Source organism: Hymenobacter sp. YC55, from assembly GCF_029433095.1.
GTDB lineage: Bacteria > Bacteroidota > Bacteroidia > Cytophagales > Hymenobacteraceae > Hymenobacter.
The window spans coordinates 69,719-93,061 of sequence record NZ_JARNTX010000010.1 but is presented as its reverse complement, the minus strand read 5'-3'; the positions used below and the strand labels follow the sequence as shown (position 1 = coordinate 93,061).

Here is a 23,343-nt window from a genome sequence, read left to right as displayed (position 1 = left end):
TGCTCACAGAGAACTTGCTAGGTGGGCTCCGCTTTTCACTTTCGGCATTTCATCACAACTGTGTCGGTGAGGGTGTAGTACGAATCAGTGTAAGTGCCCCGCACCGTTATGCTGGCTTGCGGGTACTGTCCCCTGATTTTGATTTGGAGGCCCGGTACCTAGCTCCCGGCCGATGCGCGGTCATGAAAGCAGGATGCGCAAACAAAGCAAGCAGCGCCTTTCTTTGCGAGGTGGCCTCTGGTGTTTCGGGCCCCTTGTTTGCTTGCTATGCCTTTCACGTTCTCGCACCCCGCGCTTGTGCTGCCCTTGCTTTATGTGCGTCCGCGCTTGCGTTGGCTATCTGTCACTGGCTTGGTCGCAGGCAGCATTGCCCCCGACTTCGAGAAGTTTGGACGGCTTGCCGTTATCAACCAACACAGCCATTCGGTGGCCAGCATCTTCTATTTCAGCTGCCCGGTAGCCTTGCTTATAGCCTTTGTATTTCATGGTTTGGTGCGCCAGCCTTTACTAGCTCATCTGCCGGCGGCACTGCAACAGCGCCTGGCCCCGTTTGGGCACCTGGCGTGGGCGCCCTACCTGCGGACGCATGTTGGCGGGGTGCTGCTGAGTATAGTGGTGGGGGCGGCGCTGCACTTGTTATGGGACAGTTTCACGCACAACAATACCGTCGTCACCGACGTGATGCCCGGCCTAATGCATTGGATTAGAGTGGGACCGTGGGAGGGCCCATGGGTATTGGTGCTGGCGTTGATTAGCTCAGTGGTCGGTTTGCTGGTGCAGGGTTGGGCGCTCTGGCGCCTGCCTCGGATTGTAACCGGACCGGGACCCACTCTGCGCAGCATAGCCCGCTATTGGGGCATGGTAGCCGGCGTGGCTACCGTACTGGTAGCAGCGTGGGGGCTAGCCGCCCGCCCCGGCTTGGTGAGCCTAGGCCTCGCAGCCATTACCGCCACTCTACTAGGTCTAATGGTAGCTTCCTGGCTTTTCAGGGAACGTAACGCCGAAGAATTGTAGATTTTACCTGGCTTAGAGTGGGTGCCAACGAAACTGCTGAAAAAAGGCTGCTGTTCCGTTCCAGTAGTTTTGCACGCGCGTGGCGTGTTGGGCCAGCGTGGCATCCCAAGGTCGGGTATCGGTCTGGTCGTGGCGGTGCAACAGAAAGCCGCGGTCGGGGCCCCAGTAGCGCACAAATACGGGCCCGGCAAAGTCGGTTCCAGCCTCGAGTTGCAGCCAATCCATTTCGTAGATGCGGTTCCCTTGCCGGTCCACCAGTCCGGTGTCAAGTACCAAGCGCTGACTTTCCCGAAACCTGCGAATAGCTACATCCTGCTCGCTTAACTCGGGCGACTGCAGTAGTTCCCGCAACTCGTCTACCGTGCTCACGGTTACTTCTCGGGTTAAGTCAGGCGTCGGGGAAGGAAGCCACAGTTTGGCACCCTGAAAAGAAGGATGAATCGGACGCATCAGAAGCAAGCAGTACGCAGACGGATAGGGAAAGCAGTTTCAGTTCCTGTACGGTCAACAGTTAGCCTGGTTAGGTCGGAAAGCTTGCGTAAACTCAACTCCTTGCTTTTTGGCGCGAAAACAGTGGTACCTACTCAGCTAGAGTTTCAACCCCTAATGAAGTAGGACGTATTAGGAAAGCAGAAACATGTCGTTTAGGTGCAGCACCTGCAAGCATCGTTTCAGCGTGGGATTAACGTTGCGCAGCCATATGCTGGCCCCGCTCCGGCGCAAGTACAGCAATTGCGACACTACATGGCTGACTCCGAGCGTGCGCTGACACCGCAAGTTATTGCAATCAATTAGCAGTTGCACCCGCGGGGTACCAGCAAGAGCCTGAGCTAATTGCTCGACATCCACGGCATCCAGGTCCACAGTAATGAGGGAAGTAACAGATGCTTGGCTAGAAAGAACAGCAGGAGAAGATGTAGGCATATGGCAATAGGAGTAGAAGGCGTAAGAGCAACTAAGGACAATGAGCTTCTTAATGAAGGAGACCCATCTAGGAGTTGTTCATTAAACTATCTTTCGGGGTTGTTGGCTCCCGCGTTAGTACGGGTTTTTAGGGATGAAAACCCGTAATCCTATCTGCGTACTTTCCGCCGGTTGCCGACAAAGCTTTCCAAACAGGCAGGGTATACAGGCCGTTGCATGGTAAGGCGGAAGCCCCTTGTTGCGGTTCAGGTGGTGAAAAACCTCGCTCAGATGCCCGCGTAGGACAAGGGTACCTGTTCATTTCTCACTCCCTTCACTATGCGCAACGACCTCCCGCCCGTTAAAAGTGTACCCGCTCCCCGTCGTGTCCTCGACCTGGTGTCACCCCGCGCCCACGCCATCATTGATCGACTTTGCCTGCCTGTTCTGCTCGGTTGCGCCGTGTGGGCTGCGCGGCGTAGCAAGCCTGCGGCAGCCATCATTCTGGCTCATGCTGTCGGGGAAGGCGCCGTGGGCTGCATCACCGATTTTCCAACCAACATATGGCCGCTGATCAGCTTCCGGGCGCACGTTCGCATCGGGCAGGTGGGGGGTACTACCTTACTGGCTTTGAGCTACCTGCTGCCTCCTGAACCGCGTGCTGAGCGCAACGTGGCTATTTTCTGGGGCTTGGTGCCCATTGTGCTCAATGGCATTAGCGACATTTCGGGATTGCCAGCAAAAGACGCTGAGCTTACTACGCGGCAAGCTTAACTGAACTGGCTGACCTAGCCCTTACTGCTACGAAACCTGCTTGGTGGTTGCTATAAATCCTTTACGCACCGGAAGCCAACGTGCATAACGGCGGTTTCCGGGGTACTACTTGAGCGGCCGGACACCCGGTAGCCGTGGCACCAACCAGGCTCGCAAAGAAACGAACCGCCCCGCTGGACCCGTTCGGTGGGGAGTGGGGTGGCCTTGCTCAGTAGGCTCTCATACGACTGCTGGTAATTGGCGCACCACTCCCACAAGTTGCCAGCCATGTCGGTAAGGCCTAGGGGCGAGGTGCCGAACGAGCCGACCGGTGCTGCCCAATGGAAGCCGTCGGTTTGTTGGTCGTGGTCGGGAAATTGGCCGTTCCAGGTGTTGGCCAGGGGTTTGCCGTTTACCTGGAGGTCGTTGCCGAAAGAGTAGAGGTTGCGGCTGTTGGTAGCGTTGCGGGCCGCATGTTCCCACTCAATCTCATCGGGTAGGCGCTTGCCGGCCCACTTGGCATACGCCTCCGCATCGTTCCACGACACTTGCGCCACCGGCTGATTGGCCGCGGCCGGCCCGGCTTTCGGCCCGTAAGGGTAGCGCCAATTAGCCCCTGTAACTAACCCCCACTGCTTGGTTGCATCACTGAACACGCCGGCGTTGCCGAATTTTTCGGCCTCAGTCTGATAGCCGGTAGCTTGCACAAACTCGCGAAACTGCCCGACCGTTACCTCGTGCTGGTCCATGAGCAAGGGCTTAACCAGCACCCAAAACGTAGGCTTTTCCTGCTCCAGGCCGGTATCTGAACCAATTTGGGTGTAGCCTCCCGGCACGTACACCATGCCCGCCGGCAAGGCTGCCGGTGGCCGGCTGACCAGTGCCGGTTTCTGAGTTGGCTCTGTCGTGAAAACGGTAATGGTAGGCGAATAAGCGAACTGCTCGGCTTCGTCGGCTTGGCAAGCTGCTACACTCAAACCCAAGACGGTCAATAGCATTCTACTGCCCATAGCGCGCCATTTCTGAGGCCAAGAGTAGGCGGTAAGAGCAATTGAGTTTCGTTTCGTCATGGATGGGAGGCCTAGTAAAGAGGCTCGGAGAGGAGCAAAGCAGCCAGCGAAGCTTTAAAGTTACTGCGCCTTGGTTGGCCCCGGAAATACTTGGTACTCTTCGGCTAGCTTTTGCCAGCGTTTGCTCATAGCCTCCACTCGCTCGGGGTATTGCGCGGCTAGGTTTTTGGTTTCCGAGCGGTTAGCTTTCAAATCGTACAGCTCCCAAGGGGCGTTTTCGCCCAGGCGCACAATTTTCCAGTCTTGCTGCCGCAAGGCGGCCGCCCCGAAATGCTCCCAAAACAGCTCGGGATGCAACCGTTGCGTGGGAGCCTTGGCCGAAGTCAGCAGGGGTACAAAGCTTTTGCCGGGGCTAGGCGTAATCTGACGACCCTGGAAAGTGGTAGGGTAGGGAGCCTTGGCCAAATCCAGGCAGGTGCGCATCATATCAATTACGTGTACCGGCTCGCGCACCAAGCGGCCGGGCTGCTGCACGCCCCCGGGCCAGTGCACGAGCAGAGGCGTAGCAATACCGCCTTCGTGCTGCTTGGCTTTGTAGTAGCGAAAAGGCGTATCGAGAGCATGAGCCCAGATTTCGCCAATTCCCGCGTGCACTAGCTCCCCACCGGGCAACACTTGCTTTTGCTTCGGAAATACCACCGGGCGGTTGTCGCGGGTGCTGCCGGCCCGGTCGAAGCCGGGTCCGAACTCGGTAGGATCTTCCGAGCTGGCCCCATTATCCGACAGAAATAGGATGACGGTGTTGTCGTACTGCTTGGTGCGCTTTAGCTCGGCCACCAGCTGCCCAATGTTCTGGTCCATGCGGTCGACCATGGCGGCGTGCACGGCCATGGCCCGCGCGTCCCACTCGCGAGTGGGGTTGGAGGCCCAATCTTGCTTGGGAAACATAAACTCTGGCAGGGGCGTGGTGGCTGGGTCGAACAGCTTCAGGTCGACGAGCCGCTTATAGCGCTTCTGCCGTAAGGCCTGCCACCCGTCTTTGTAGACGTTTTCATACTTCTTGATGTCTTCGGGCAAGGCCTGCACCGGCCAATGCGGCGCGGTGTACGCGACGTACAAAAAGAAGGGGTTGTCTTTCTTCTGGGTGAACTGCTGCACAAACGAAATGGCCGAGTCGCCAAGGGCATTGGTGTAGTAGAAGTCCTTGGGCACAGATTTCACCGGCTTAGAGCCCGAAACCAAGCTAAACGGGTCGAAATAATCGACTACGCCCCAGATGGTACCGTAATATTTGTCGAAGCCACGCTCGGTTGGGTAGGTGTTGCGAGCGGCAAAGTCGCCGTAGTCAGCTTGGTGGCTCAACCACTTTAGCTGCTCGGCCGCATCTTTACGCGCCACCGTTTCGGAAATGTGCCATTTGCCTACCATGCCCGTTTGGTAACCGGTAGCGCGCAACGCCTCGGCAATGGTCACGGTATGCTCGTTGAGTGAGCCCACATAGCCGGGAGCACCTTCGTTGAACGTCATTTTGCCGATACCCGCTTGGTGTGGGTACAAGCCCGTGAGCATAGAGGCGCGCGTAGGGCAACACCGGCCCGCGTTGTAGCAGGCATTGAAGCGCAACCCCTCGCTGGCTAGCTTGTCTAGGTTCGGCGTACTGATTTCGCCGCCGTAGCAACCCAGATCTGAATAGCCCAAATCGTCGGCCATTATCACCAGAATGTTGGGGCGCTTTGCTGCCGCCGACGGCGAATAGGTCAGCGCGCTAACGCCGGCCAAACCTACTAGGCTTACCAAAGCAGTTATGACTCCATACGCCAATTGTCGAGTGGTTTTCAGTCGCATAAGGAAAGGAAATGGAGAGAAGTCGGCTGCTGGAAAGTCCGCCTTTATGATGGCAGCGAACAGGCAATGGGGAGGATGTGCTTGAGGTAAATAAGCAAGCGGACTGTTATTTGTCAAGCTTTACAAACACTTACTATTGCTTTAGCAACAGAGCCTTACCTTAAATCGACTGCCGCTTCGTGTTGTCTGTCCTTGCTCAAAGGGTACGTTTCGAGCACAAGCGTATTAGGCGCACGGTGGTACCAGTCGTTGTACACCAGCTCAAGCGCCTCGACTTCGAACGAGCCGAAGAAGTGATGCTGATACGCTTCAATCTTCTCTAGCAAGCGGGCTGGGTTTCGCAGCGGGGCGCGAAAACGAAGTACGGTTGAGTGCGCAGTTTGCAGCACATAACGCTCATCCATAGACTGCGGCAGCCCGGTTCGCTGAAAGTAGCTTCTGACTTGCTCGCGGAGTTGCGCTAACCCCTCATCGGCCGGTGTGCCTTGCAGAATAATGGCGTTTGCAGAAGCAGTTACGCCAGTGTAGGTCACCGTAAACGAACTGCTAGCTTGCAAGCTGCCTCGTACGGCGTGCTGATAGGCAGCAGAATCAATAGTGTCTAGTGTAAAGCCACTGCGGCAAGAGATTATCGACAAGATGGTTAGATGAAGATCCGAGGCTGGGTAGTAATACTGCTCAGGCTCGATTTGTTGAAAATCAGCGAGCATCAACTCAACCCTTGCCGCAATGGGAGCCGGTAGCTTGGCCCGTAGTGTGAGACCCCGCCGGTCATCCTGCATTGTTTGGAGCTGAAAGTCAAGTTGCGCCTCTCCGCGTGCCAGACGGTGAAAGGCCTCTTGGCGCATGGTGTCATAATACTCTTGCAGGGTCATACGGAGCTTAACTTAGGAAAAGGAGCGCAATACTTGCTTAATAGTAGCAGCTAATCGAAAGCTTAATGCACTGCTTCACTAAGCAGCCCTGCGCGCGTCAGCAAGCGTAAGGTAGTCCACGCCTTGCTTGTTTTGGATGAGGCACACTTACCCGGCCACGCTCTAGTATTGGCTAGTTGGCCGGTGCAGTGGCTTACCTTATTTGATGCGAATCACTTAGCTACACAGCGGTGATTGGCGCCCAAAGACAACAAACTGGCGGCTGAAGATAATGGGTGCAGCAACCCCGGCAGACACCTTTGCAACGGCTAGTCTGCTCTTCTCCGTGGGTAGAAAGGCTGCTATTTCAGGTCTCACCTCCACTTTTCAGGTTCGCTTATGTCCACTTCTTATGCTTTCGACACGCGCCAGTTGGTAAAACAGTATTTGCATGCTCTCATGGCCCGGGATGTACCCGCCCTGCTGGCTTGCTTTGCTGATACGGTTGATTGGGACATTCCTGGGGCCCAAGAACTAGCTCCGTGGTTGGGGCCGCGGCGCACCCGGAACGAAATAGAGGAATTCTATGCTCAACTTTTCCAACAAACCGAGCCGGTAACTGCGCAGCTGGATTACCTGTTGGTGGATGGCCCGGTTGCCGTCGTGACGGGTAGCTTCTCCACCATCATGACCCGAACCGGGCGGTTGTTTTCCTCCCGTTTGTGCATGCAGATCGTATTTGAAGCAGATAAAATCACGCATTACCGTTTGCTCGAAGACACACTAGCTCTGGCCCGAGCCCTGGAAGCTAGGCCAGCTACTTCGGATCGGTTGGAAATGTGACAAGTAAGGCGGCAAGTGTGCTACGGCAGTTGATTGTCAAGCGCAGAAGCTGAACACACAAAACGCTGCTTTTGGCGATAAAAACAGCGAGCCGTACCTTTGAATTTCACAAAGAACACAGACCGCTATGAAAGCCACTTCGCTCGAACAGCTTTGTCAGCACCTGACGACGGGCACGGCAACCGAGCTCAGCACGTTGTTGCCTACCAAGATCCAAGGTGAGATTGGGCACTTCAACGTATTCAGTTTGGCTAACCTGGTACCAAGTAGCAGCGAGAAGCCCCCTGTCCCGTATGACTGCCGGGCGTATTATAGAATCAGCTTGCTACAGGGGCGCAGCCAGGTCGAATATGCCAACCAAGTCTTGGATCTGGAGCAAAACACCTTGCTGTTTTCCACGCCCAAAGTGCCTTTTCAGTGGCTGCCAATAGGTCCTAAGTTGCAGGGGCAGTTCTGCGTGTTTACCCCCGACTTCCTGACCCCGTCCAAGAGCGGCGTGACCTTAGAGGAATGGCCCATTTTCACGAAAAGCGCCTATCCGGCTGTGCAGCTGTCTGAAACGCAAGCAGCCCGAGCGCAAGTTATCTTCCAACAGATGCAGGAAGAAATGGCGTCCGACTACGTTTACAAATACGATTTGCTGCGCACCTACTTGCTGGAACTGATTCACTTCGGCCAGAAGCTGCAGCCGGCCACGGCGCTCCACCCCACCCACAATGCTGCGGCGCGGGTAACGTCCCTGTTTGTGGAACTACTGGAACGACAGTTTCCGCTGGAAACTCCGCAGCAGCAACTGCGCCTGCGCACAGCCAAAGACTACGCCGACCAGTTGGCCGTACACGTAAACCACCTCAACAAGGTGCTCAAGGAAACCACCGGCCTTACGACCACCGACCTTATTGGGGGGCGCCTCGTGCAGGAAGCGAAAATCTTGCTGCGGCAAACCGACTGGACTATTTCGCAAATTGCTGACAGCCTCGGGTTTGCTGATGTAGCGCACTTTTCCAACTTCTTTAAGCGTCAGACCTCACTGGCCCCCGGGGCTTTTCGGGCGTAAGCCAATAGCGTGAATTCTACAAACAATGGATTGACCTTCACAAACACCCCGCTGCTTGCTTTTCAGACCTTTGTGGTGTACTTATTCTACTGCAAAGCAAGTCAACATGTCAACTCCCAAAATTGCCCTCGTAACCGGCGGCAGCCGCGGCATCGGTAAAAACATTGCCCTGAGTCTAGCTGAAAAAGGCATCGGCGTACTACTCACGTACCATAGCAACCACACCGAGGCAGCCGCCACGGTAAGTGAGATTGAAGCCCTCGGGCAGCAAGCAGTAGCCCTGCAACTCGACACAACCAATGCCCACAGCTTCGACGCTTTTTTCACCGAAGTCAAAGCTGCCTTGCACACCACTTTCGGAGCGGACCGCTTCAACTTTTTAATTAACAATGCCGGCACTAGCCTGACCGCGCCCATCGCCGAAACCACGGAAGCGCAGTTCGACGAGATGCTTAATATTCACCTTAAGGGGGTGTACTTCCTCACGCAAAAGGCCTTGCCCATGCTCCAAGATGGGGGGCGGATCATCAATATCTCGTCGGCAACGTCGCGGCAGTCATTCGCGGGCGCTTCGGCCTACGCCATTATGAAAGGAGCCATAGATGTCTTTACTCGGTACTTGGCCCTGGAGCTCGGCAGCAGAGGCATTACGGCCAACGTTGTTGCGCCGGGGGCAGTCTTTGGCGGGGGTGCCATGCAGGACACGCCGGAAATACGGGAGTACGTAGCCGGCATTACGGCCTTAGGCCGGGTGGCCCTGCCCGAAGATATTGGGGGCGTCGTGGCCTTTCTGTGCACTCCGGAGGCAGGTTGGCTTAATGGACAGCGCTTGGAGCTAACGGGCGGCGTGGGTTTATAACGAGCTACGCGGGCATTTCCACTTAGAGTTTGAATGCTTGCCCTGGGAACGTTGGGTCTTCGTAGACTGGGGCTAACTGCTTCACTTGGCTTACCGAGTCGAATATGAGAGCTTGGCGCCGCGCCGGTGCGTATCTGGGCCAGTCGGCTCCGGGCGTGCCGCTGGTAATGAAGCGGACCCAGCGCTGGTGCATCTGCTGCGCCAGAGCACGCGCGGCACTTACTTTGGTGGCGTTGGGCGCCAAGGTGTTCCAAACGTAGCCTAGCTCCTGGGCGTGCACCGGGCCGGTGCCGCCCGGGAAACGGTAATCGAAACGGTAGAGCCATACCGGCTGGTTGGCCTGCGCCAGCGCGTCGGCTAGCCGGTAGGAAGCCAACCGGTAGAGGTAGTCGGTTGTGGTGCGCAGCCAAGCTTGGTCGGCGGGCTGGGTTTGGCGAGCCTGTTGGTAGGCTTTCCACACCCGCTCGCCGTTGGCCCCAAACAAGGACGTAAGCACCTCGGGATTAGGCTGGCGCAGCTCGGGCCAGAAGCCCATAAATAGGGCCGCTTCGTCGCGGTTTGTGCCTACCAAGGCGCGGGGTACGGCCCGGCCGGGATGCGCTAGGTACGTGAAGGGCATTTCGGGAATCGTGACACCATCGTGCACGGGGCCAAATAGCTGTAACCCATTGGGGCCAGCCGTTACTTTTTGCTGCGCCCGGATTAGGGTAGCGGTAGGCAGGTTGAGCAGTTGGCTGGCTTGGTCGGGTCGTAGTTGCAGAGCTGCCAGCAGCCGAGCAGTAACGGCCGCTGCCGTGGCCGTGTCGCGCACTGATTGCACGCCGCCGCTTTCCAATATCACTTGCTGAAACAAGCCCTTGGCAGCGGGCGTGACCAACAATGCCCCCACCATTTTCGCCCCCGCCGATTCGCCCATAACCGTAACCCGCGCGGGGTCGCCGCCAAAGGCAGCAATGTTGGTATGCACCCAGCGCAGGGCAGCCACGGCGTCGAGCACACCCGAGTTGCCCGACTGGCGGTAGGTCGGACCAAGCAGCTGGCTAAGCTGCAAAAAGCCCAAGCTGCCAAGTCGATAGTTGATGCTTACCGCCACGATGCTGTCTTGACGCGCAAAGTTGGGCCCTGGAAAATCGTCGCTACCCCCGCCCGTGAAGCTGCCGCCGTGCACCCACACTACAACGGGTTTGCGACGGGCAGCCTTTACCGAAGGCGTCCATACGTTCAGCGTCAAACAGTCTTCCCCGCCGAGCAGGCTCGTATCCCGACTTTGCGCCGCGCGTGCGCCAAACGCTGTAGCCAGCCGTACCCCGGTCCAAGGTACAAGCGGCTGAGGCGGCAGAAAGCGGCCTTTTCCTACCGGTGCCGCAGCGTAGGCAATGCCTTTGAAGGTTATTAAGCCCGTAGCGTCGCGGGTTCCTTGCAAGCGCCCGGCCTGCGTCTGGCAGATGGGGCCGGCCCCCGGCACAGAAGGCGTAGCGCTAGTTGAGAGCAGCCAGCATCCCGCAAACAATGATAGTTTCAGCCCTGCGAGGAGGCGCTGTTTTCTTAAGTGCGGAAGAAACGAAGCAGTGGAAACTCGCATACGAAAAGAGCAACGGAGACGTCGGACGATGAAATGCGCGGCTAATATGGCAAAAACTTCTACCTACAGGCTGGTGTAGCAATGACCTAACGCGCCGCGCATCATAGCAACTAGCCAACTATTGCTTTCAACCCGGTTCGGCCTAACCTCACAGCTCAAGCAAAAGCTCTACCTGCGGGGTTAGGCCTTCGCCGGACGAAAACCTCTTATTTCTCCACTGACTTAGTGAATGAGTAATACACCTTGGCCGGACAGGGATTTATGTGGCCGGAATTGTGGCAATTAAACCTAAACACACTAGAGGTCAGCTTTTTGCTTGAGGAATCGGAGGCTGATTTCCGGCAGCAGTGGCAGCAGTTTTTACAGGGCATTGGGAATAGCTTACCTGGTTAGATGCTACATAAAAAACCTCCTGCCACGGTTGCCGGACAGGAGGTTCTAAAGGCTTAATGACCTAGTAGGATGGAGAACCCCTACTTAATCAGCAGCTCTGTGGGCGGACTTTTGCGGCCGTTGGGCGCCACGGTTACGGCCCGTACGGTGATTTGCCGGTTCTGGGGCACCGTAAACGGCTTGGTGTAGAGTTCGGTGGTTTCGTCGGGCATCTTCCCGTCCAGGGTGTAGCGAATCTGCGAACCGGGCACTAGGGTGCGAAGCGTCAGTACGGCTTTATTACCTTGCTTCACTACGCTGGCGCTGTCGAGGCCAAGTGGCTCAGGCACCCGGTAGTTAATTTTCTTGGCATCTAGGCGGGCAAACTGCTGGCCCATGCGGGGCAAAAAGGCTTCGTAGCTTTTGAGGGCAGCAGGCGTCCAGGCTACTTCGGCGGCGGCCAAGAAGCGGGGAAACAGCATGTACTCTGCTTTTTCTGGGGTCGTGATGTACTCGGTCCACATGTTAGCTCCCACCCCCATGATATGCTTTTGCTGCTCGGGCGTGAGTTCTTTGGGCAAGGGGTTGTAAGAGTACACTTTCGCCAGAGGCAAGTAACCGCCAATCATGAGCGGTTCGTAGGGACTGTGCGGCTGCGGATTCTGACCGTAGTCTAGGTAAAGGTTGGTGGTAGGCGTCATCACCACGTCGTGGCCGTGCTGGGCGGCCTCGATGCCCCCTTTTTCGCCGCGCCAACTCATCACCGCAGCACTTGGCGCGATGCCGCCTTCCAGGATTTCATCCCAGCCGATGAGCTTTTTGCCTTTGCTCTGCAAGAATTTCTCGATGCGGCGGTTAAACCAGCCCTGCACCTTCTCCACGTCAGTGAATCCTTCGCGCTTCATGATTTCCTGCACCGCCGCGCTTTCCTTCCAACGCGCTTTTGGTGCTTCATCGCCGCCAATGTGGATGTACTTACCCGGAAACAAGGCGCTTACCTCCGTCAGCACGTTCTCAAAGAACTGGAAGGTAGGCTCGGTGGGGCACACAATGTCCTCGTTGACGCCCCATTTGGTCCAGGTTTGGTAGGGGCCGGGCTTGCAAGCCAACTCCGGATAAGCCGCCAGGATGGCCACTGAGTGGCCCGGCATTTCTATTTCCGGCACGATGGTGACGTAGCGCTTCTGAGCATACGCTATTACGTCCTTGATTTGCTCTTGCGTGTAGAAGCCCCCATAGGGCGTGCCGTCGTATTTGAAATCGGCCGGCGTCTTCATCTGCTGCTGTGCCCCAAGTAGGGTTTCCGAGCGGAAGGCGCTGATTTCGGTGAGCTTTGGGTATTTCTTGATTTCGATGCGCCACCCCTGGTCGTCGGTCAGGTGCCAATGAAACGTGTTCATCTTATAGGCAGCCAAAAAGTCTATGTACTTCTTTACAAACGACACGGGAAAGAAATGGCGGCACACATCGAGCATGCCCCCGCGCCACTGAAAAGCAGGCTGGTCGGTGATGCGTACGTAAGGTACCTTGGCGGTAGCGGCGGCGCGGGCCGGCAATAGTTGCAGCAACGTCTGGGTGCCATAGAACAGCCCGGGTCCGTCCGCCGCCGTTATCTTGACGCCCGCTTTGTCGACCACGAGTTGATAGCCCTCGGGGCTGGTTGTGGCGGCCGTGGCCAGGACGATCTGGGCTGCTTGGCGATTAGTGGTGAGGGTGACGGTTTTGCCAAGCGGGGTCAGCATGCCTTGCAACAAGGTGGCCACGTTGCGCTCGGCGGGGCTGACGGCGTACACGCTTATTTTTTGGGGTAGCGCGTAGGTAGCGGAGTAGGCTTTTACCTCCCGCGGCAGGGGCACCAGCCCGAGGCTTTGGGCAGATATTTCCGATCCTTGGGCTAGCGCTGTTTGGCTAGTCAACAGGCCCGTGGCCAGCAGCCCATACACCCGGGCTTTCAATAGGAAGTTAAAGAGCATGCAGTGCTAAACTTGAAAATGAAGTGGGCAGCTAAGTGAGAAAAGGAAGAGGGCACTAACCGGATAACCTGCGCAGTACGGCGCTACGCTTCCTCTATATGGGCTGTAAAGTAAAAGAAGCTTGCACTACCTCGCAGTGAAGCTTCTTTTACAGGCAATTCAAATGTGGTCAGCTTACTTGTCCCACCATACCCGGCCGGTCAGGTTGTCGCCACCCGTTACGGCCCCGCTGGCGGCCCGGTAGTTGTTGGGGTTGGAGGTGATTTCGGCAGTTGGATAAGGGAAGCGGCGCGGAATCTGCCCGTTGGTTGCGTTGTTGGGGTACACCACCGGCTTGAGTGCCGGGATGCCCGTACGGCGCCAGTTCGACCACGACTCGTAGAAGTCCAGCATGGTGTTGGTGTGCGCCCAATATTGCGTGTTAATCATTTCTAAGCCGTTGCCAGCGTTGTAAGGGTGCGCGGCCAAATACGTGGTGGCTTCCGCAGCCGGGATGGTCAACGTGGCGTCGTATTGGCTGAGGCCGGTCATGGCGGCCGTCACGCCCGCATTGTAGTGCGCTACGGCGCTACCCAGGCCCCAACGCTGCGCAGCTTCGGCCAGCAGCAATTCTGATTCGGCATAGGTCAGCACGAACGTAGGACCGTTGCGCTTGATCATGCCCGGGCTCGGCGACGAATAATCAGGCATCGAGGTGTAGTCTGGCGCCGTCGATACATCGTAAGCCGGTCGGCCGCTCAGGTCCCGGCCATTGGGCAGTCCCTTTTGCGCCGCAAATGTGGATATAGGCGTTTGGCTCGGGGTTTTAGTGGCGTCGCTGGTGTAGAGCCGCGTCACGGCAATTCGGGTCAGACGCGGGTCGTTGTTGGTTTTCAGGTAGTCGATGAAAGTCTTCGACCACTTCACGTAGTAGTGCTCTTGGCCCCCGTCGCCGAGTAGCACTTGGCTGTTGCGGTTTTGGGTGGTGCGGCCGCCTACCACGTCGTGCATCACGAAGGCATTGTCGGCGTTACTTTGCATGGTTTTGCCTTGCACCTGGGTGGCGTACTGTTTCGCCGTAGCCTCATTCACTTTGGTCAGCCGCATAGCCATGCGCAAAATCAGCGAGTTGCCGAAGCGCTGCCACTGCTGGATGTTGCCCTTGAAAAACACATCGTTGGCGGAAATATCAGCGGCCGGATCCAGGGCTGCGGTGGCCTCACTCACTTCCTTCAGCAAGTCGGTGTAGATGTCTTCTTGCTTGTCGTATTTCGGGGTAATGATGCCGGTGTAGTAGCCCTGGCCCGCTTCCACGTACGGAACGTCGCCGTAGAGGTCGGTGATGCGCTCCATGATCAAGGCCCGCATGATGCGCGCCATCTGGTGCAGGTTTTTGTACTGCGGCTTGTTGCGGGTCTGCTCCACCAAGTCCGTGACGGACTTCACTTGCTCGCTGTAGCTTTTCTCCCAATAGGCGGCCGTATAGCCTTCGTTGAGCAAGTATTTGTCGCCAGCCCAGTAGCTAATCACCGTGGCCATGCCCTGCACGAAGAGGGAGCAATGAATCAGGTTGCCGCGCCAGGTTTCGTAGGCAAAGTCGGTGCTGCCGGTGTACGTAAGCTGCGACTGGGTGAGCAGGTAGTTGGCGTCAAACGTGCTCTGGGTATAGGTCGCCGGATTGGTATTGACGTCTTCGAAGTTGTCGGTACAGCTACTGGCTAGCAGCAAGGCGGCACTGGCTAGTACAGCATGTTTTGGAAATATGCTTTTCATAAAGAGGTAAGTCGTTGAAGTGAACCGTTAGACAAGCACGAGCCCTAGAATTTGGCGCTCAGGTTGAGGCCCACCGTCCGGGACGGTGGCACACCACCTAGCTCCAGACCTTGCGAAAAGGCGTTGTAGCTGCCCTCGGGGTCGATGTTGTCGGTCAGGCGACGGATGAAAAACAGGTTCCGAGCCACTAAACTCAGCGTCAGCCGCTGCACTTTGTTGTTGAAGAGCGCACTCGGGAAAGAGTAGCCCAGCGTCAGCTGCCGCAGCTTGATAAAGCTGGCATCCTGCACAAACTGCTTGGATACGTTGTTGGCCAAGGTGCCATAGTAGGTGGCAGCGTCCACGTTGTCGGGGCCGAAAGTGCCCTCGCGGTTCTCTAGCGTTTCTTTGCGCAACCCGAAAATGGTGGCGTAGTAGTCGGTAGCCGAGAAGATCTTGGCTCCAAATTTCCCGTCAACGAGCACTCCCAAATTGAAGCGCTTGTAGGTGAAGTCGTTGCTCCAACCGCCGGTCCAGGGGTGGAAGGCGGTGCCAAAGGCTGTTAGGTTGCCCCGCGCCGGTGTGCCGTTAGGTGTCAGCGCGATGCTGCCATCGGTGTTGTACTTGTAGTCGTAAGCCAGCACTTGCCCGAAAGGCTTGTCTACCAGCTGCCCCACAAAACCTACACCCGAGCGCGAGGTAGCATATACCGATTGCGTTTGGCCGGCTGCCAGCGAAATAACTGTGCTCTTGTTGTAGGCGGCGTTAAACGACGAAGTCCAGGTGAAGTCGGTAGTTTTCACGGGCACCACGGTCAGCAGCATTTCCACGCCCTTGTTTTCCAGCTCACCCGCGTTCAGCACGGCCCCCGAGTAGCCCGAGGTGATGGAAGAAGGGGCATTCACAATTTCGTCGGTCGACTTTTTCTTGTAAAACGTCAGGTCGAGGCGCACCCGGCTGTCAGCAAACCCTAATTCAGTGCCCACTTCTATTTCCGAGGCTTGCGAAGCCAGCAGGCCACGGTTCGGAATGTTTGCGTTGTCTGGGTTGCCAAAGGGGATGCCAAGCAGCGTAGTCGACGACAGCGCATAGCTCAGCTGCGTCTGGTAGGGGTTGGTGGCCTGTCCTACTTTCGAGTAGCCGGCACGGAGTTTACCGAAGGTTAAGAACTGAGGCTTCCAAAGCTCGGTAAACACAAACGAGCCGCTTACCCCCGGATACGTGGTGCTTAGGTCATTATCAACACCGGGTGTAGCCAGTGTCGAAAACCAGTCGCGCCGGAGAGTGGCAGTTAGGAACAGGAACTCCCGGTACGAAAAGTCCACCGAGCCGTACACCGAATGGATTTCCTGGTCGCTGAAAATGGGCAGTACCGACCGAGTTTTGGTGTTGCCGAGGGTGTTGATGCCGAAGATGGCAAAGTCGTTGCCGAAATTCTGGAAGCCCTCTTGCTTGGTGCGGCGGTAGCTGGCACCGAGGTTAGGCGTAAACGAGAACGTCTCGCCAACCGTAAAGGTCTTGCCTACCAGCCCATCGGCGTTGAGGTCCGTGAACCGCGACGTTATTTCGGTGATGCTACCCAGCGGGCGGTACGCCGTGCCCGAAGGAGTTACGTTGGTGATACGGTCCGAATAGGCATCGCGCCCAACCCGGCCCTGCAGAAACAAGCCGTTGTCGAGGGTGTAGCGCGCCGATATCGACGAGAGCAGACGCTCGCGGTTGGTGTTGTTGATGAACTTGTTAGCCGCGAAATAAGGGTTGGTGTTATAGACGTTGCCGGTGTTGAAGGTCAGTTCGTTGCCATCTGGTTTGGTGCCCGGCTGCAAGGTGCGTACATCCAAGCTGGTTGGCAGAAACGCCACGTTGAAGTTGGCGTTGCCCGCTCCATCCGACAGAATCGGCCGGTTTTTGGCTTGCTCCAGGATGTAGTTAGCCCGCGCATCGATAGTCAAGCGCTTGAACGGGTCGAACGTGCCTACAAAATTGAACGTCTGCCGGTCGAGGCGCGAGTTGGGCACTACGGCCTTGTTGGACAAGTCGCTGGCCGACAACCGGACCGAGCCCCCAGTGAAGCTCTTGTTGAAGGCGAGGGTGTTGGTGAAGCTGCCCCCGTCGCGGTAAAAGTTGCGAATGTTGTCTTTCTGCGCTACGTAGGGCCGCTCGGTCCCGTCGAACTGCACCACGTTGGAGCCATCGAGGCGGCCGCCCCAGCTGGAATTACCGGCCGTGGCCGCCGCGGTTGCCGAGGTAGGCTTCAGGTTGTTGGCCCCCTGGCCGTACTCGTATTGCCAATCGGTGAGGTTGAACACCCGCTGCACCACGTAGTTGCTGTTGAACTCGAGGCCATCGTTGCCCCGGGCGCTTTTGGTGGTAATCAGAATCACGCCAGCCTTGGCCCGGTAGCCGTACAGGGCCGACGCCGCCGCGCCTTTCAGCACCGAAATAGTTTCGATGTCGTCGGGGTTGATGTTGGAGATGGGGTCGCCGAAGTCGGGGGCGTTGTCGTATTGCCCACCGCTGTTGCCGATGGTGGCCCCGGCGCCGCCGCTAGGCTGGCTCTCTACGGGCACCCCGTTGATGACGTACAGCGGCTGGTTGGTTTGGTTGAGGCTGGAAGCGCCCCGAATAATCACGTTGCTCGATGAGCCAGGCCCGCCAGACGTGGAATTCACGTTCAAGCCCGCCACTTTGCCTACCAGCGAATTGGCTACGTTGGTTTCGCGCGCTTCCGTTAGCGACGTCCCTTTAATTTCAGTTACCGAATATCCTAGCGTCCGCCGGTCGCGCGATACGTTCAGGGCCGTTACTACAACTTCGTTGAGCGTTTGCGCACTCTCAGTTAGCGAAACGTCGATAACCGATTGGGAGCCAACCACTACAGTTTTGGAATCGTAGCCAATCGACGAGAAAACCAGCGTGGCATTGTCGGGCACCCCAATGGAATAGCCGCCGTCGGCATTCGTGCTCAGGCCCTGCTGGGTACCCTGCACGATAACAGTAACCCCCGGCAGCGCGCCCCCTTTCGAGTCGGTCACCTTGCCGGATACCGTTTTGGTTTGCGCCTGTGCTAGGCTGTGCAAGCCTAGTACCGGCAGTAAAGTAAGCCAAGTAGATCTGTTCATAGATTTCAGACGACTATTTTGTGATTGAAAACGCGGCAGGGCAACTTCAAAAGCAGGATTTCCGAAGAAATTCAAGCCGGTTTCAATGAAAAGGGCGGGCTGAAACCGGGTACACGGAGGGTGTCTTCGCCTAGAAGCGAAGGGCAACAGAACTTTTCAGGCTAGACTTAGAAGCCTAGCGTCAAGCAATAAGATGACCTATATTAGTAGCCTGGGTAGGAAGCAGGCCGAAACTTTTCTATCGATAAATTCCGCACTAGGTGCGGTAACTAAGGCTCCTGGGCAAGTGGGTTAGATAGGAGCGTTGCAAAACCGAGTAGCTGTTGCTTTTTGATATACAAGGATGCTAAACTAGTAGCGTCCTCTTAATTGCTGCCCTCAAAACTTGCTTGATCGTAGCCAAGTGGCGTACGATTGTTTCAAGCTGAGTGCCCCAACTCATTTAAGATGGCAAATAAGATTATTCAAACACTTAATTGACCACCTGTTCCAAACATACTGGTCTGGTTTGTGGAAAGCAAGCAGTTGCACAAAAAAATGTGTGCGCACACGCAAGAAAAATTAACATGAGTTGCCGCACACGCAACTCTTACATAACAAATTCTTCTTACTCGGTTTATAAATGCTAGTTATACTTCTGCGTTGCTCATAGAAGTATTCAATTTCTTGCGATATAACTTTTCGCAAAAAGATATGCTAGGTCAGTTTATGCATGAATTAGACTGGACTACGAAATTCTAGCTATACCATCGGCTGAGCTTAGTTACCACCTCATACAGTCTGTGCTAACATAACTATTTCGGCGGCTGACGGACCTGTGACTTAACCGGTTTGCGGCACTGTACTTCCTGACTGATAGCCGAGAGTAGGGAGTTGCTGCCAAGGGCGTCCTGCGACAACTCCCAAATCATGATGCCACTAGCTTGGTCTAAAGCTAAATTCGTTTTGCTTTTAATAGTAGTTAAGCCATTGTAGCCGATTCCAGAAAGCGAGTCAGCCTTCGGATCGGCGCCTTGAGCGACTAAAGCGGTGAAAGCGACGCCGCCCGGCTGCCCGTAAAAGGGCACACCTAACACCATTTTACTGACCGGCAAACCACGCTCTTTCCAATAAGCCAGGGTCTGCACTGCATCAGCATAAGTGGAGTGGGTTGGCGCCGGAGCATCGTAGGACATAATGTTCATAAAGTCCACAGACTCGAACACACTGCTGGCTATTCCGGGCCCGGCCCAGGTACCGCCCGCTATTGCGGCTGTTAGTAGCTTCCCCTGAGGGTGAAGCTGCGCGGCCAGCTGCTGCATCAAAGTGGCGTAGCCGCTGGCCGTGCGCGCGTCGGGGTGCTCCCAATCCATATCAATGCCGTCGAGCTGGTACTCTTGCGCAAAACGTACTAGGGTGGCAACAAAAGTGCTGGTAAGGGCAGGATTAGCCCCAATGGAATCAAAGGCACTGTGGTCACCGTCGTGCCAGCCGCCCACCGATACAAGCACTTGTACCTTTGCGGCATGGGCAGCTTTTACTAAACGCCGGAGCTTATCAGGGTTTTGCAAAGGCTCTAAACCTCCCGTAGCCGTTGGATGCACGAAAGCATAATTGACATGCGTGAGTTGAGCCAGCTGCGCCGGGTTGATGTCGCCGCGCCAAGCTGGCAAGTAGCCCACCACCCGAAACTGAGCCTGCACAGACTTGGCCTGCAAACAGAAACCCATGACCAGCAACCACAACCACAGTAGTCTTTTCATCGTCGTGGTGAATTAAGCTGTAGGCACAACTTGCTTCACGGGTTTTGCTACTTGATAGGCGTGCCCTTTCAAAGCAAAGAACAGCACGTACAAGTAGCACGGCACAAGCAGCAAATACGCCTGCTGCAACCCAATACTTTCGCTGAGTTTGCCATAGACGTACGGCAGCACGGCCCCGCCCCCAATACCCATAATCAGAAGGGCAGAGCCACGCTCTGTGAAGCTGCCCAGCCCCTTGATGCCCAGCGGAAAAATGGCGGGCCACATCAGCGAATTGGCTAGACCTAGCAGTGCCACAAACAGCACCGACGTGTAACCATGCGTAAACAGCACACCGCCCGTAAAAACCACTCCCACTAGCGCGCAAACGCTAAGGGCCGTCTGCTGACTTACATACCGCGGAATGGCCCAGATACCCACGCAGTACCCAATTAGCATGGCTATCAGCGTGAGGGAAGTGAAGTTGCGAGCTATATCGAGGCTGATGCCTTGCGAGCGGCCATACTGAATAATAGTGTCGCCAGCAATTACCTCGACGCCCACGCAGCAGAAAATAGCCCCCACTCCCAGTAGCAGATGAGGAAACTGCCAAATGCTGCCGGCCGACTCTGGTGCGCTAGCAGCTGCCGCATCCGGCTGAGTGGTAATCTCCGGCAAACCCGACAGCTTAATCAGCAGGGCCAGCACCAGCAGCGCCCCGGCCATCACCACGTAAGGGAACACGACCCGGTCGGCTAACTGTTGCAGCAGGTCGGCCTTGGCAGCCGGCGAAATTGCCTTGGCTAGTTGGTTTTCAAGTTCGGTAGCTCCTTTCAACACCACCGCACCAATCAGCACCGGACTCAAGGCTCCGGCTATCTTATTGCAGATACCAAGGATGCTGATGCGCTGAGCCGCACTTTCTATAGGCCCCAGGATGCTGGCGTAGGGGTTGGAAGCCGTTTGCAGCAACGCCAGCCCCGCCCCCTGCACGAACAGCCCGGAGAGAAAGAGAGGGAAAGAACGAACCTGCGCCGCCGGCACAAACACCAGCGCCCCTCCTGCCATCACCACTAAGCCCAAGGCCATACCATTCTTAAAACCCGTTTTCTGCAAAATCAACGAAGAAGGAATGGCCAGGAAAACGTAGGCAATGTAGAAAGCAAACGTAACCAGCAAAGCCTGCGAATACGTTAGCTCGCACGCCAGTTTCAGAAAGGGAATCAGCGTGCCGTTCAGCCAGGTGATAAACCCGAAGATGAAAAATAGCGCGCCAATGATAGCCAACGGCGGAATAACGGACTCTCTGGCGTTGTTCATTCGTAGTCAGAAGATTACAGGATAGCGTTGTGCTTGCCAACTAGCGGCCGCGGCACAGCATCGGGCGCGAAACGGGTGTACCTCACCTGCCTAGCGCAACACAGCAAGCTGTGCCACGCTAGTTCAGGTACTTTCTCGGAAATGACTGTGCTAGAATCGGTGCCGCACGAAGGCTTCAATGGCCTCGTACTCCGTCAGCCCTAGCTGGTCGTAGAGCTTGGCAGTAGCGTGGTTGCGGTCTTCGGAGCGTTGCCAGAACTCCCGCTTGTCGTTGCCGGGGAATACGGCGCTGTCTTTCTGCGATTGGTGCTTGAAAATGGCTTTGCGCTTGCGCATTAGCTCTTCAGGGCTAATAGGCACGGCCATTTCAATCTCCTCGACATCCCACTCTTGCCAAGCACCCCGGTACAGCCACAGGTAGCAGTCGTCCAGCCAAGCTTCCTTGCCCTTGAGGCGGGCAAGGGCCGCAAAAATGGCATCCAGACAAACGCGGTGGGTACCGTGGGGGTCGCGCAAGTCGCCAGCGGCAAAAATTTGGTGCGGCCGGATTTCCTGTAGAATGTCGACTACGGCTTGAATATCCGCTTCACCCAGGGGCTTTTTCTTCACTTGCCCTGTCTCGTAAAACGGCATGTTCATGAAGTGCACGTTCTGCTCTTTCACTCCACAGAAGCGGCAGGCTGCTGCGGCTTCGCCCCGCCGGATAAGCGCCTTGATTTCTTGCACCAACGCGCTGTCTTCTTCCCCAAGCTTCTTGTGCTTCAGGAATTCCACTACGTCGGCGTGCTGTTGCTGCATAGTAGCCACGCCCAAGTTCAGCTTTTCTGCGAAGCCCAGCGCGAAGTCAGCATAGCGGCGCGCATCGTCATCGAACACAGCCAGGTTACCCGACGTCTGGTAGGCCACGTGCACGTCGTGCCCCTGATCAACCAGTCGCAGCAACGTGCCGCCCATCGAAATAACGTCGTCGTCGGGGTGAGGGCTGAAAATCAACGACCGTTTCAGGGCCGGCGTGGCCCGCTCGGGGCGTTGCGTATCGTTGGAGTTAGGCTTGCCGCCGGGCCAGCCCGTTATGGTGTGCTGAATGGTGTTAAACACCTTGATGTTCAAGGCGTAGGCATTACCGGCTTCAGCCAATAAGTCGCTTAAGCTGCCATCCTTATAATCTTCGTCGGTGAGCTTGAGAATGGGCTTGTGCATTTTCAAGCTCAGCCAGATTACAGCTCGCCTGATTAGGCTGTCGTCCCATAAGCACATGCCTACCAGCCACGGCGTTTTGATGCGGGTAAGCTCTAGCCCAGCCCATTTATCGACCACTACTTGCACCTGAGGGTGCTGCTGCAAAAACGAAGCGGGTACTTCGTCGGAAATCTTGCCTTCTACGGTTTCCTGCAGGATTTTAGCTTTGCCTTCACCCCAGGCCAGCAAAATGATCTGCCGGGCTTTCATGATGGTGCCAACCCCCATAGTCAGTGCCCGCAGCGGCACGTACTCTTCCTTGATAAAGTCTTTTGCCGCGTCGGTAATAGTCAGCGGATCAAGCTTTACCAAGCGGGTGGCCGAATTAATTGAGGAGCCGGGCTCGTTGAAGCCGATGTGCCCCGTGCGGCCGATGCCAAGCAGCTGCAAATCCAGCCCACCGCAGGCCTTAATTTTCTGCTCGTAGGCCAAGCAGTACTCTTTCACTTTTTCCACCGGCAGGGTGCCGTCCGGAATGTGGATGTTTTCGGGCCGGATGTCGATGTGGTTGAAGAGCTGCTCGTGCATGAAGTGCACGTAGCTCTGCAACTCATCGGGCTGCATAGGATAATACTCGTCTAGGTTAAAGGTGATTACATTATCAAAGCTTAAGCCTTCCTCGCGGTGCAGACGAATCAACTCTTTGTACACGCCAATGGGCGAGGACCCGGTAGCTAGACCCAACACGGCTTGTTCGCCTTTTTCCTGCTTGCTGCGAATGAGCTCGGCAATTTCGTAGGCTACGCTGACCGCGCCTTCCCCAGCATCCTCAAAAATCGTTACCGGCAGCTTCTCAAACGTGGTTTCCGGGTAATGTAAAACTTCCATAGCTGGTTTTCGAGTTTAAAAATCAAGGTTTTAAGAACGAAGCAGGAAGGGCCCGTGCAGGAAAATAGTTGGCCGTAATACTTGCTGACAGCACAGGAATACCGACTTGAGAAAACAAGTCACACGGGCGAAGGCGACATCTTAAGCGTAGTCGCGCAACTGGACTTTGGGAAGCCGTATATATCGGGTTGATTCAAACGTAATCACCTCATTATTATAAAGCAAATAAACAAAAGAAAAAATGTGTGCGCACACGCAAAATAAATTTCCATGAGTGTGCGCACACGCATTTTGAGTAGCAGGGCTAGTCTAGAACC

17 protein-coding genes are annotated in these 23,343 nt (G+C 56.1%); 5 read left to right on the top strand and 12 right to left on the bottom strand.

The genetic code is table 11. The features are described 5' to 3' along the window. The first annotated feature begins 267 nt into the window (after nt 1-267). Nucleotides 268-1,014: a DUF4184 family protein gene (locus P1X16_RS29900; RefSeq protein WP_277236438.1), complete on the top strand. Its 747-nt coding sequence runs from the start codon at nt 268-270 to the stop codon at nt 1,012-1,014. A 12-nt stretch (nt 1,015-1,026) separates the two neighbouring features. Here P1X16_RS29900 and P1X16_RS29895 read toward each other — a convergent pair whose 3' ends face one another. Both P1X16_RS29895 and P1X16_RS29890 read right to left on the bottom strand, forming a co-directional pair. After that, nucleotides 1,027-1,464: a hypothetical protein gene (locus tag P1X16_RS29895; RefSeq protein ID WP_277236437.1), complete on the bottom strand. Its 438-nt coding sequence runs from the start codon at nt 1,462-1,464 to the stop codon at nt 1,027-1,029. Between the two features lie 171 nt (nt 1,465-1,635). Then, nucleotides 1,636-1,938, bottom strand: a complete 303-nt coding sequence (locus P1X16_RS29890; protein ID WP_277236436.1) for a hypothetical protein — start codon at nt 1,936-1,938, stop codon at nt 1,636-1,638. Between the two features lie 318 nt (nt 1,939-2,256). On the opposite strand from P1X16_RS29890, the gene P1X16_RS29885 reads away from it, so the two are divergent. After that, nucleotides 2,257-2,691 carry a hypothetical protein gene (locus P1X16_RS29885; protein ID WP_277236435.1) on the top strand — a complete coding sequence of 145 codons (435 nt, stop codon included), beginning with the start codon at nt 2,257-2,259 and terminating at the stop codon, nt 2,689-2,691. A 50-nt stretch (nt 2,692-2,741) separates the two neighbouring features. Here P1X16_RS29885 and P1X16_RS29880 read toward each other — a convergent pair whose 3' ends face one another. From P1X16_RS29880 to P1X16_RS29870, 3 genes are all read right to left on the bottom strand, one after another. Beyond that, nucleotides 2,742-3,668: a formylglycine-generating enzyme family protein gene (locus P1X16_RS29880; protein ID WP_277236434.1), complete on the bottom strand. Its 927-nt coding sequence runs from the start codon at nt 3,666-3,668 to the stop codon at nt 2,742-2,744. Between the two features lie 132 nt (nt 3,669-3,800). Then, nucleotides 3,801-5,525 (bottom strand): arylsulfatase, encoded by a 1,725-nt coding sequence (locus P1X16_RS29875; RefSeq protein WP_277236433.1) that lies wholly within the window; start codon nt 5,523-5,525, stop codon nt 3,801-3,803. A gap of 155 nt (nt 5,526-5,680) precedes the next feature. After that, entirely contained in the window at nt 5,681-6,400 is a 720-nt protein-coding gene (locus P1X16_RS29870; protein ID WP_277236432.1) for a mutarotase, read from the bottom strand. Nucleotides 6,401-6,778: 378 nt separating this feature from the next. On the opposite strand from P1X16_RS29870, the gene P1X16_RS29865 reads away from it, so the two are divergent. The 3 genes from P1X16_RS29865 to P1X16_RS29855 all read left to right on the top strand — a co-directional run bounded on the left by P1X16_RS29865 (nt 6,779) and on the right by P1X16_RS29855 (nt 9,138). Further along, on the top strand, nt 6,779-7,222 hold the full coding sequence (locus tag P1X16_RS29865) for a nuclear transport factor 2 family protein (protein WP_277236431.1): 444 nt from the start codon (nt 6,779-6,781) through the stop codon (nt 7,220-7,222). A 127-nt stretch (nt 7,223-7,349) separates the two neighbouring features. After that, nucleotides 7,350-8,279 carry an AraC family transcriptional regulator gene (locus tag P1X16_RS29860; RefSeq protein ID WP_277236430.1) on the top strand — a complete coding sequence of 310 codons (930 nt, stop codon included), beginning with the start codon at nt 7,350-7,352 and terminating at the stop codon, nt 8,277-8,279. Nucleotides 8,280-8,385: 106 nt separating this feature from the next. Continuing rightward, nucleotides 8,386-9,138 (top strand): SDR family oxidoreductase, encoded by a 753-nt coding sequence (locus tag P1X16_RS29855; protein ID WP_277236429.1) that lies wholly within the window; start codon nt 8,386-8,388, stop codon nt 9,136-9,138. Between the two features lie 22 nt (nt 9,139-9,160). Here the strand turns inward: P1X16_RS29855 and P1X16_RS29850 are convergent, their stop codons facing one another. From P1X16_RS29850 to nagB, 7 genes are all read right to left on the bottom strand, one after another. Then, nucleotides 9,161-10,720: a carboxylesterase family protein gene (locus tag P1X16_RS29850; RefSeq protein WP_277236428.1), complete on the bottom strand. Its 1,560-nt coding sequence runs from the start codon at nt 10,718-10,720 to the stop codon at nt 9,161-9,163. A 473-nt stretch (nt 10,721-11,193) separates the two neighbouring features. Further along, entirely contained in the window at nt 11,194-13,065 is a 1,872-nt protein-coding gene (locus P1X16_RS29845; RefSeq protein WP_277236427.1) for a family 20 glycosylhydrolase, read from the bottom strand. A 174-nt stretch (nt 13,066-13,239) separates the two neighbouring features. Then, nucleotides 13,240-14,817: a SusD/RagB family nutrient-binding outer membrane lipoprotein gene (locus tag P1X16_RS29840; protein ID WP_277236426.1), complete on the bottom strand. Its 1,578-nt coding sequence runs from the start codon at nt 14,815-14,817 to the stop codon at nt 13,240-13,242. A gap of 44 nt (nt 14,818-14,861) precedes the next feature. Continuing rightward, nucleotides 14,862-17,918, bottom strand: a complete 3,057-nt coding sequence (locus P1X16_RS29835; protein ID WP_277236425.1) for a SusC/RagA family TonB-linked outer membrane protein — start codon at nt 17,916-17,918, stop codon at nt 14,862-14,864. A 794-nt stretch (nt 17,919-18,712) separates the two neighbouring features. After that, nucleotides 18,713-19,660 carry a glycosyl hydrolase family 18 protein gene (locus tag P1X16_RS29830; RefSeq protein WP_277236424.1) on the bottom strand — a complete coding sequence of 316 codons (948 nt, stop codon included), beginning with the start codon at nt 19,658-19,660 and terminating at the stop codon, nt 18,713-18,715. A gap of 12 nt (nt 19,661-19,672) precedes the next feature. After that, nucleotides 19,673-20,959, bottom strand: a complete 1,287-nt coding sequence (locus P1X16_RS29825; protein WP_277236423.1) for a sugar MFS transporter — start codon at nt 20,957-20,959, stop codon at nt 19,673-19,675. 150 nt (nt 20,960-21,109) lie between these two features. Then, nucleotides 21,110-23,026, bottom strand: coding sequence for a glucosamine-6-phosphate deaminase (gene nagB, locus P1X16_RS29820; RefSeq protein ID WP_277236422.1), 1,917 nt, complete (start codon nt 23,024-23,026; stop codon nt 21,110-21,112). Between the last annotated feature and the right edge of the window lie 317 nt (nt 23,027-23,343).

Bases quoted from the DNA above. Each gene is read 5' to 3' on its own strand.
- P1X16_RS29900 (WP_277236438.1), top strand. From the start codon at position 268: ATGCCTTTCACGTTCTCGCACCCCGCGCTTGTGCTGCCCTTGCTTTAT.
- P1X16_RS29895 (WP_277236437.1), bottom strand. From the start codon at position 1,464: ATGCGTCCGATTCATCCTTCTTTTCAGGGTGCCAAACTGTGGCTTCCT.
- P1X16_RS29890 (WP_277236436.1), bottom strand. From the start codon at position 1,938: ATGCCTACATCTTCTCCTGCTGTTCTTTCTAGCCAAGCATCTGTTACT.
- P1X16_RS29885 (WP_277236435.1), top strand. From the start codon at position 2,257: ATGCGCAACGACCTCCCGCCCGTTAAAAGTGTACCCGCTCCCCGTCGT.
- P1X16_RS29880 (WP_277236434.1), bottom strand. From the start codon at position 3,668: ATGCTATTGACCGTCTTGGGTTTGAGTGTAGCAGCTTGCCAAGCCGAC.
- P1X16_RS29875 (WP_277236433.1), bottom strand. From the start codon at position 5,525: ATGCGACTGAAAACCACTCGACAATTGGCGTATGGAGTCATAACTGCT.
- P1X16_RS29870 (WP_277236432.1), bottom strand. From the start codon at position 6,400: ATGACCCTGCAAGAGTATTATGACACCATGCGCCAAGAGGCCTTTCAC.
- P1X16_RS29865 (WP_277236431.1), top strand. From the start codon at position 6,779: ATGTCCACTTCTTATGCTTTCGACACGCGCCAGTTGGTAAAACAGTAT.
- P1X16_RS29860 (WP_277236430.1), top strand. From the start codon at position 7,350: ATGAAAGCCACTTCGCTCGAACAGCTTTGTCAGCACCTGACGACGGGC.
- P1X16_RS29855 (WP_277236429.1), top strand. From the start codon at position 8,386: ATGTCAACTCCCAAAATTGCCCTCGTAACCGGCGGCAGCCGCGGCATC.
- P1X16_RS29850 (WP_277236428.1), bottom strand. From the start codon at position 10,720: ATGCGAGTTTCCACTGCTTCGTTTCTTCCGCACTTAAGAAAACAGCGC.
- P1X16_RS29845 (WP_277236427.1), bottom strand. From the start codon at position 13,065: ATGCTCTTTAACTTCCTATTGAAAGCCCGGGTGTATGGGCTGCTGGCC.
- P1X16_RS29840 (WP_277236426.1), bottom strand. From the start codon at position 14,817: ATGAAAAGCATATTTCCAAAACATGCTGTACTAGCCAGTGCCGCCTTG.
- P1X16_RS29835 (WP_277236425.1), bottom strand. From the start codon at position 17,918: ATGAACAGATCTACTTGGCTTACTTTACTGCCGGTACTAGGCTTGCAC.
- P1X16_RS29830 (WP_277236424.1), bottom strand. From the start codon at position 19,660: ATGAAAAGACTACTGTGGTTGTGGTTGCTGGTCATGGGTTTCTGTTTG.
- P1X16_RS29825 (WP_277236423.1), bottom strand. From the start codon at position 20,959: ATGAACAACGCCAGAGAGTCCGTTATTCCGCCGTTGGCTATCATTGGC.
- nagB (WP_277236422.1), bottom strand. From the start codon at position 23,026: ATGGAAGTTTTACATTACCCGGAAACCACGTTTGAGAAGCTGCCGGTA.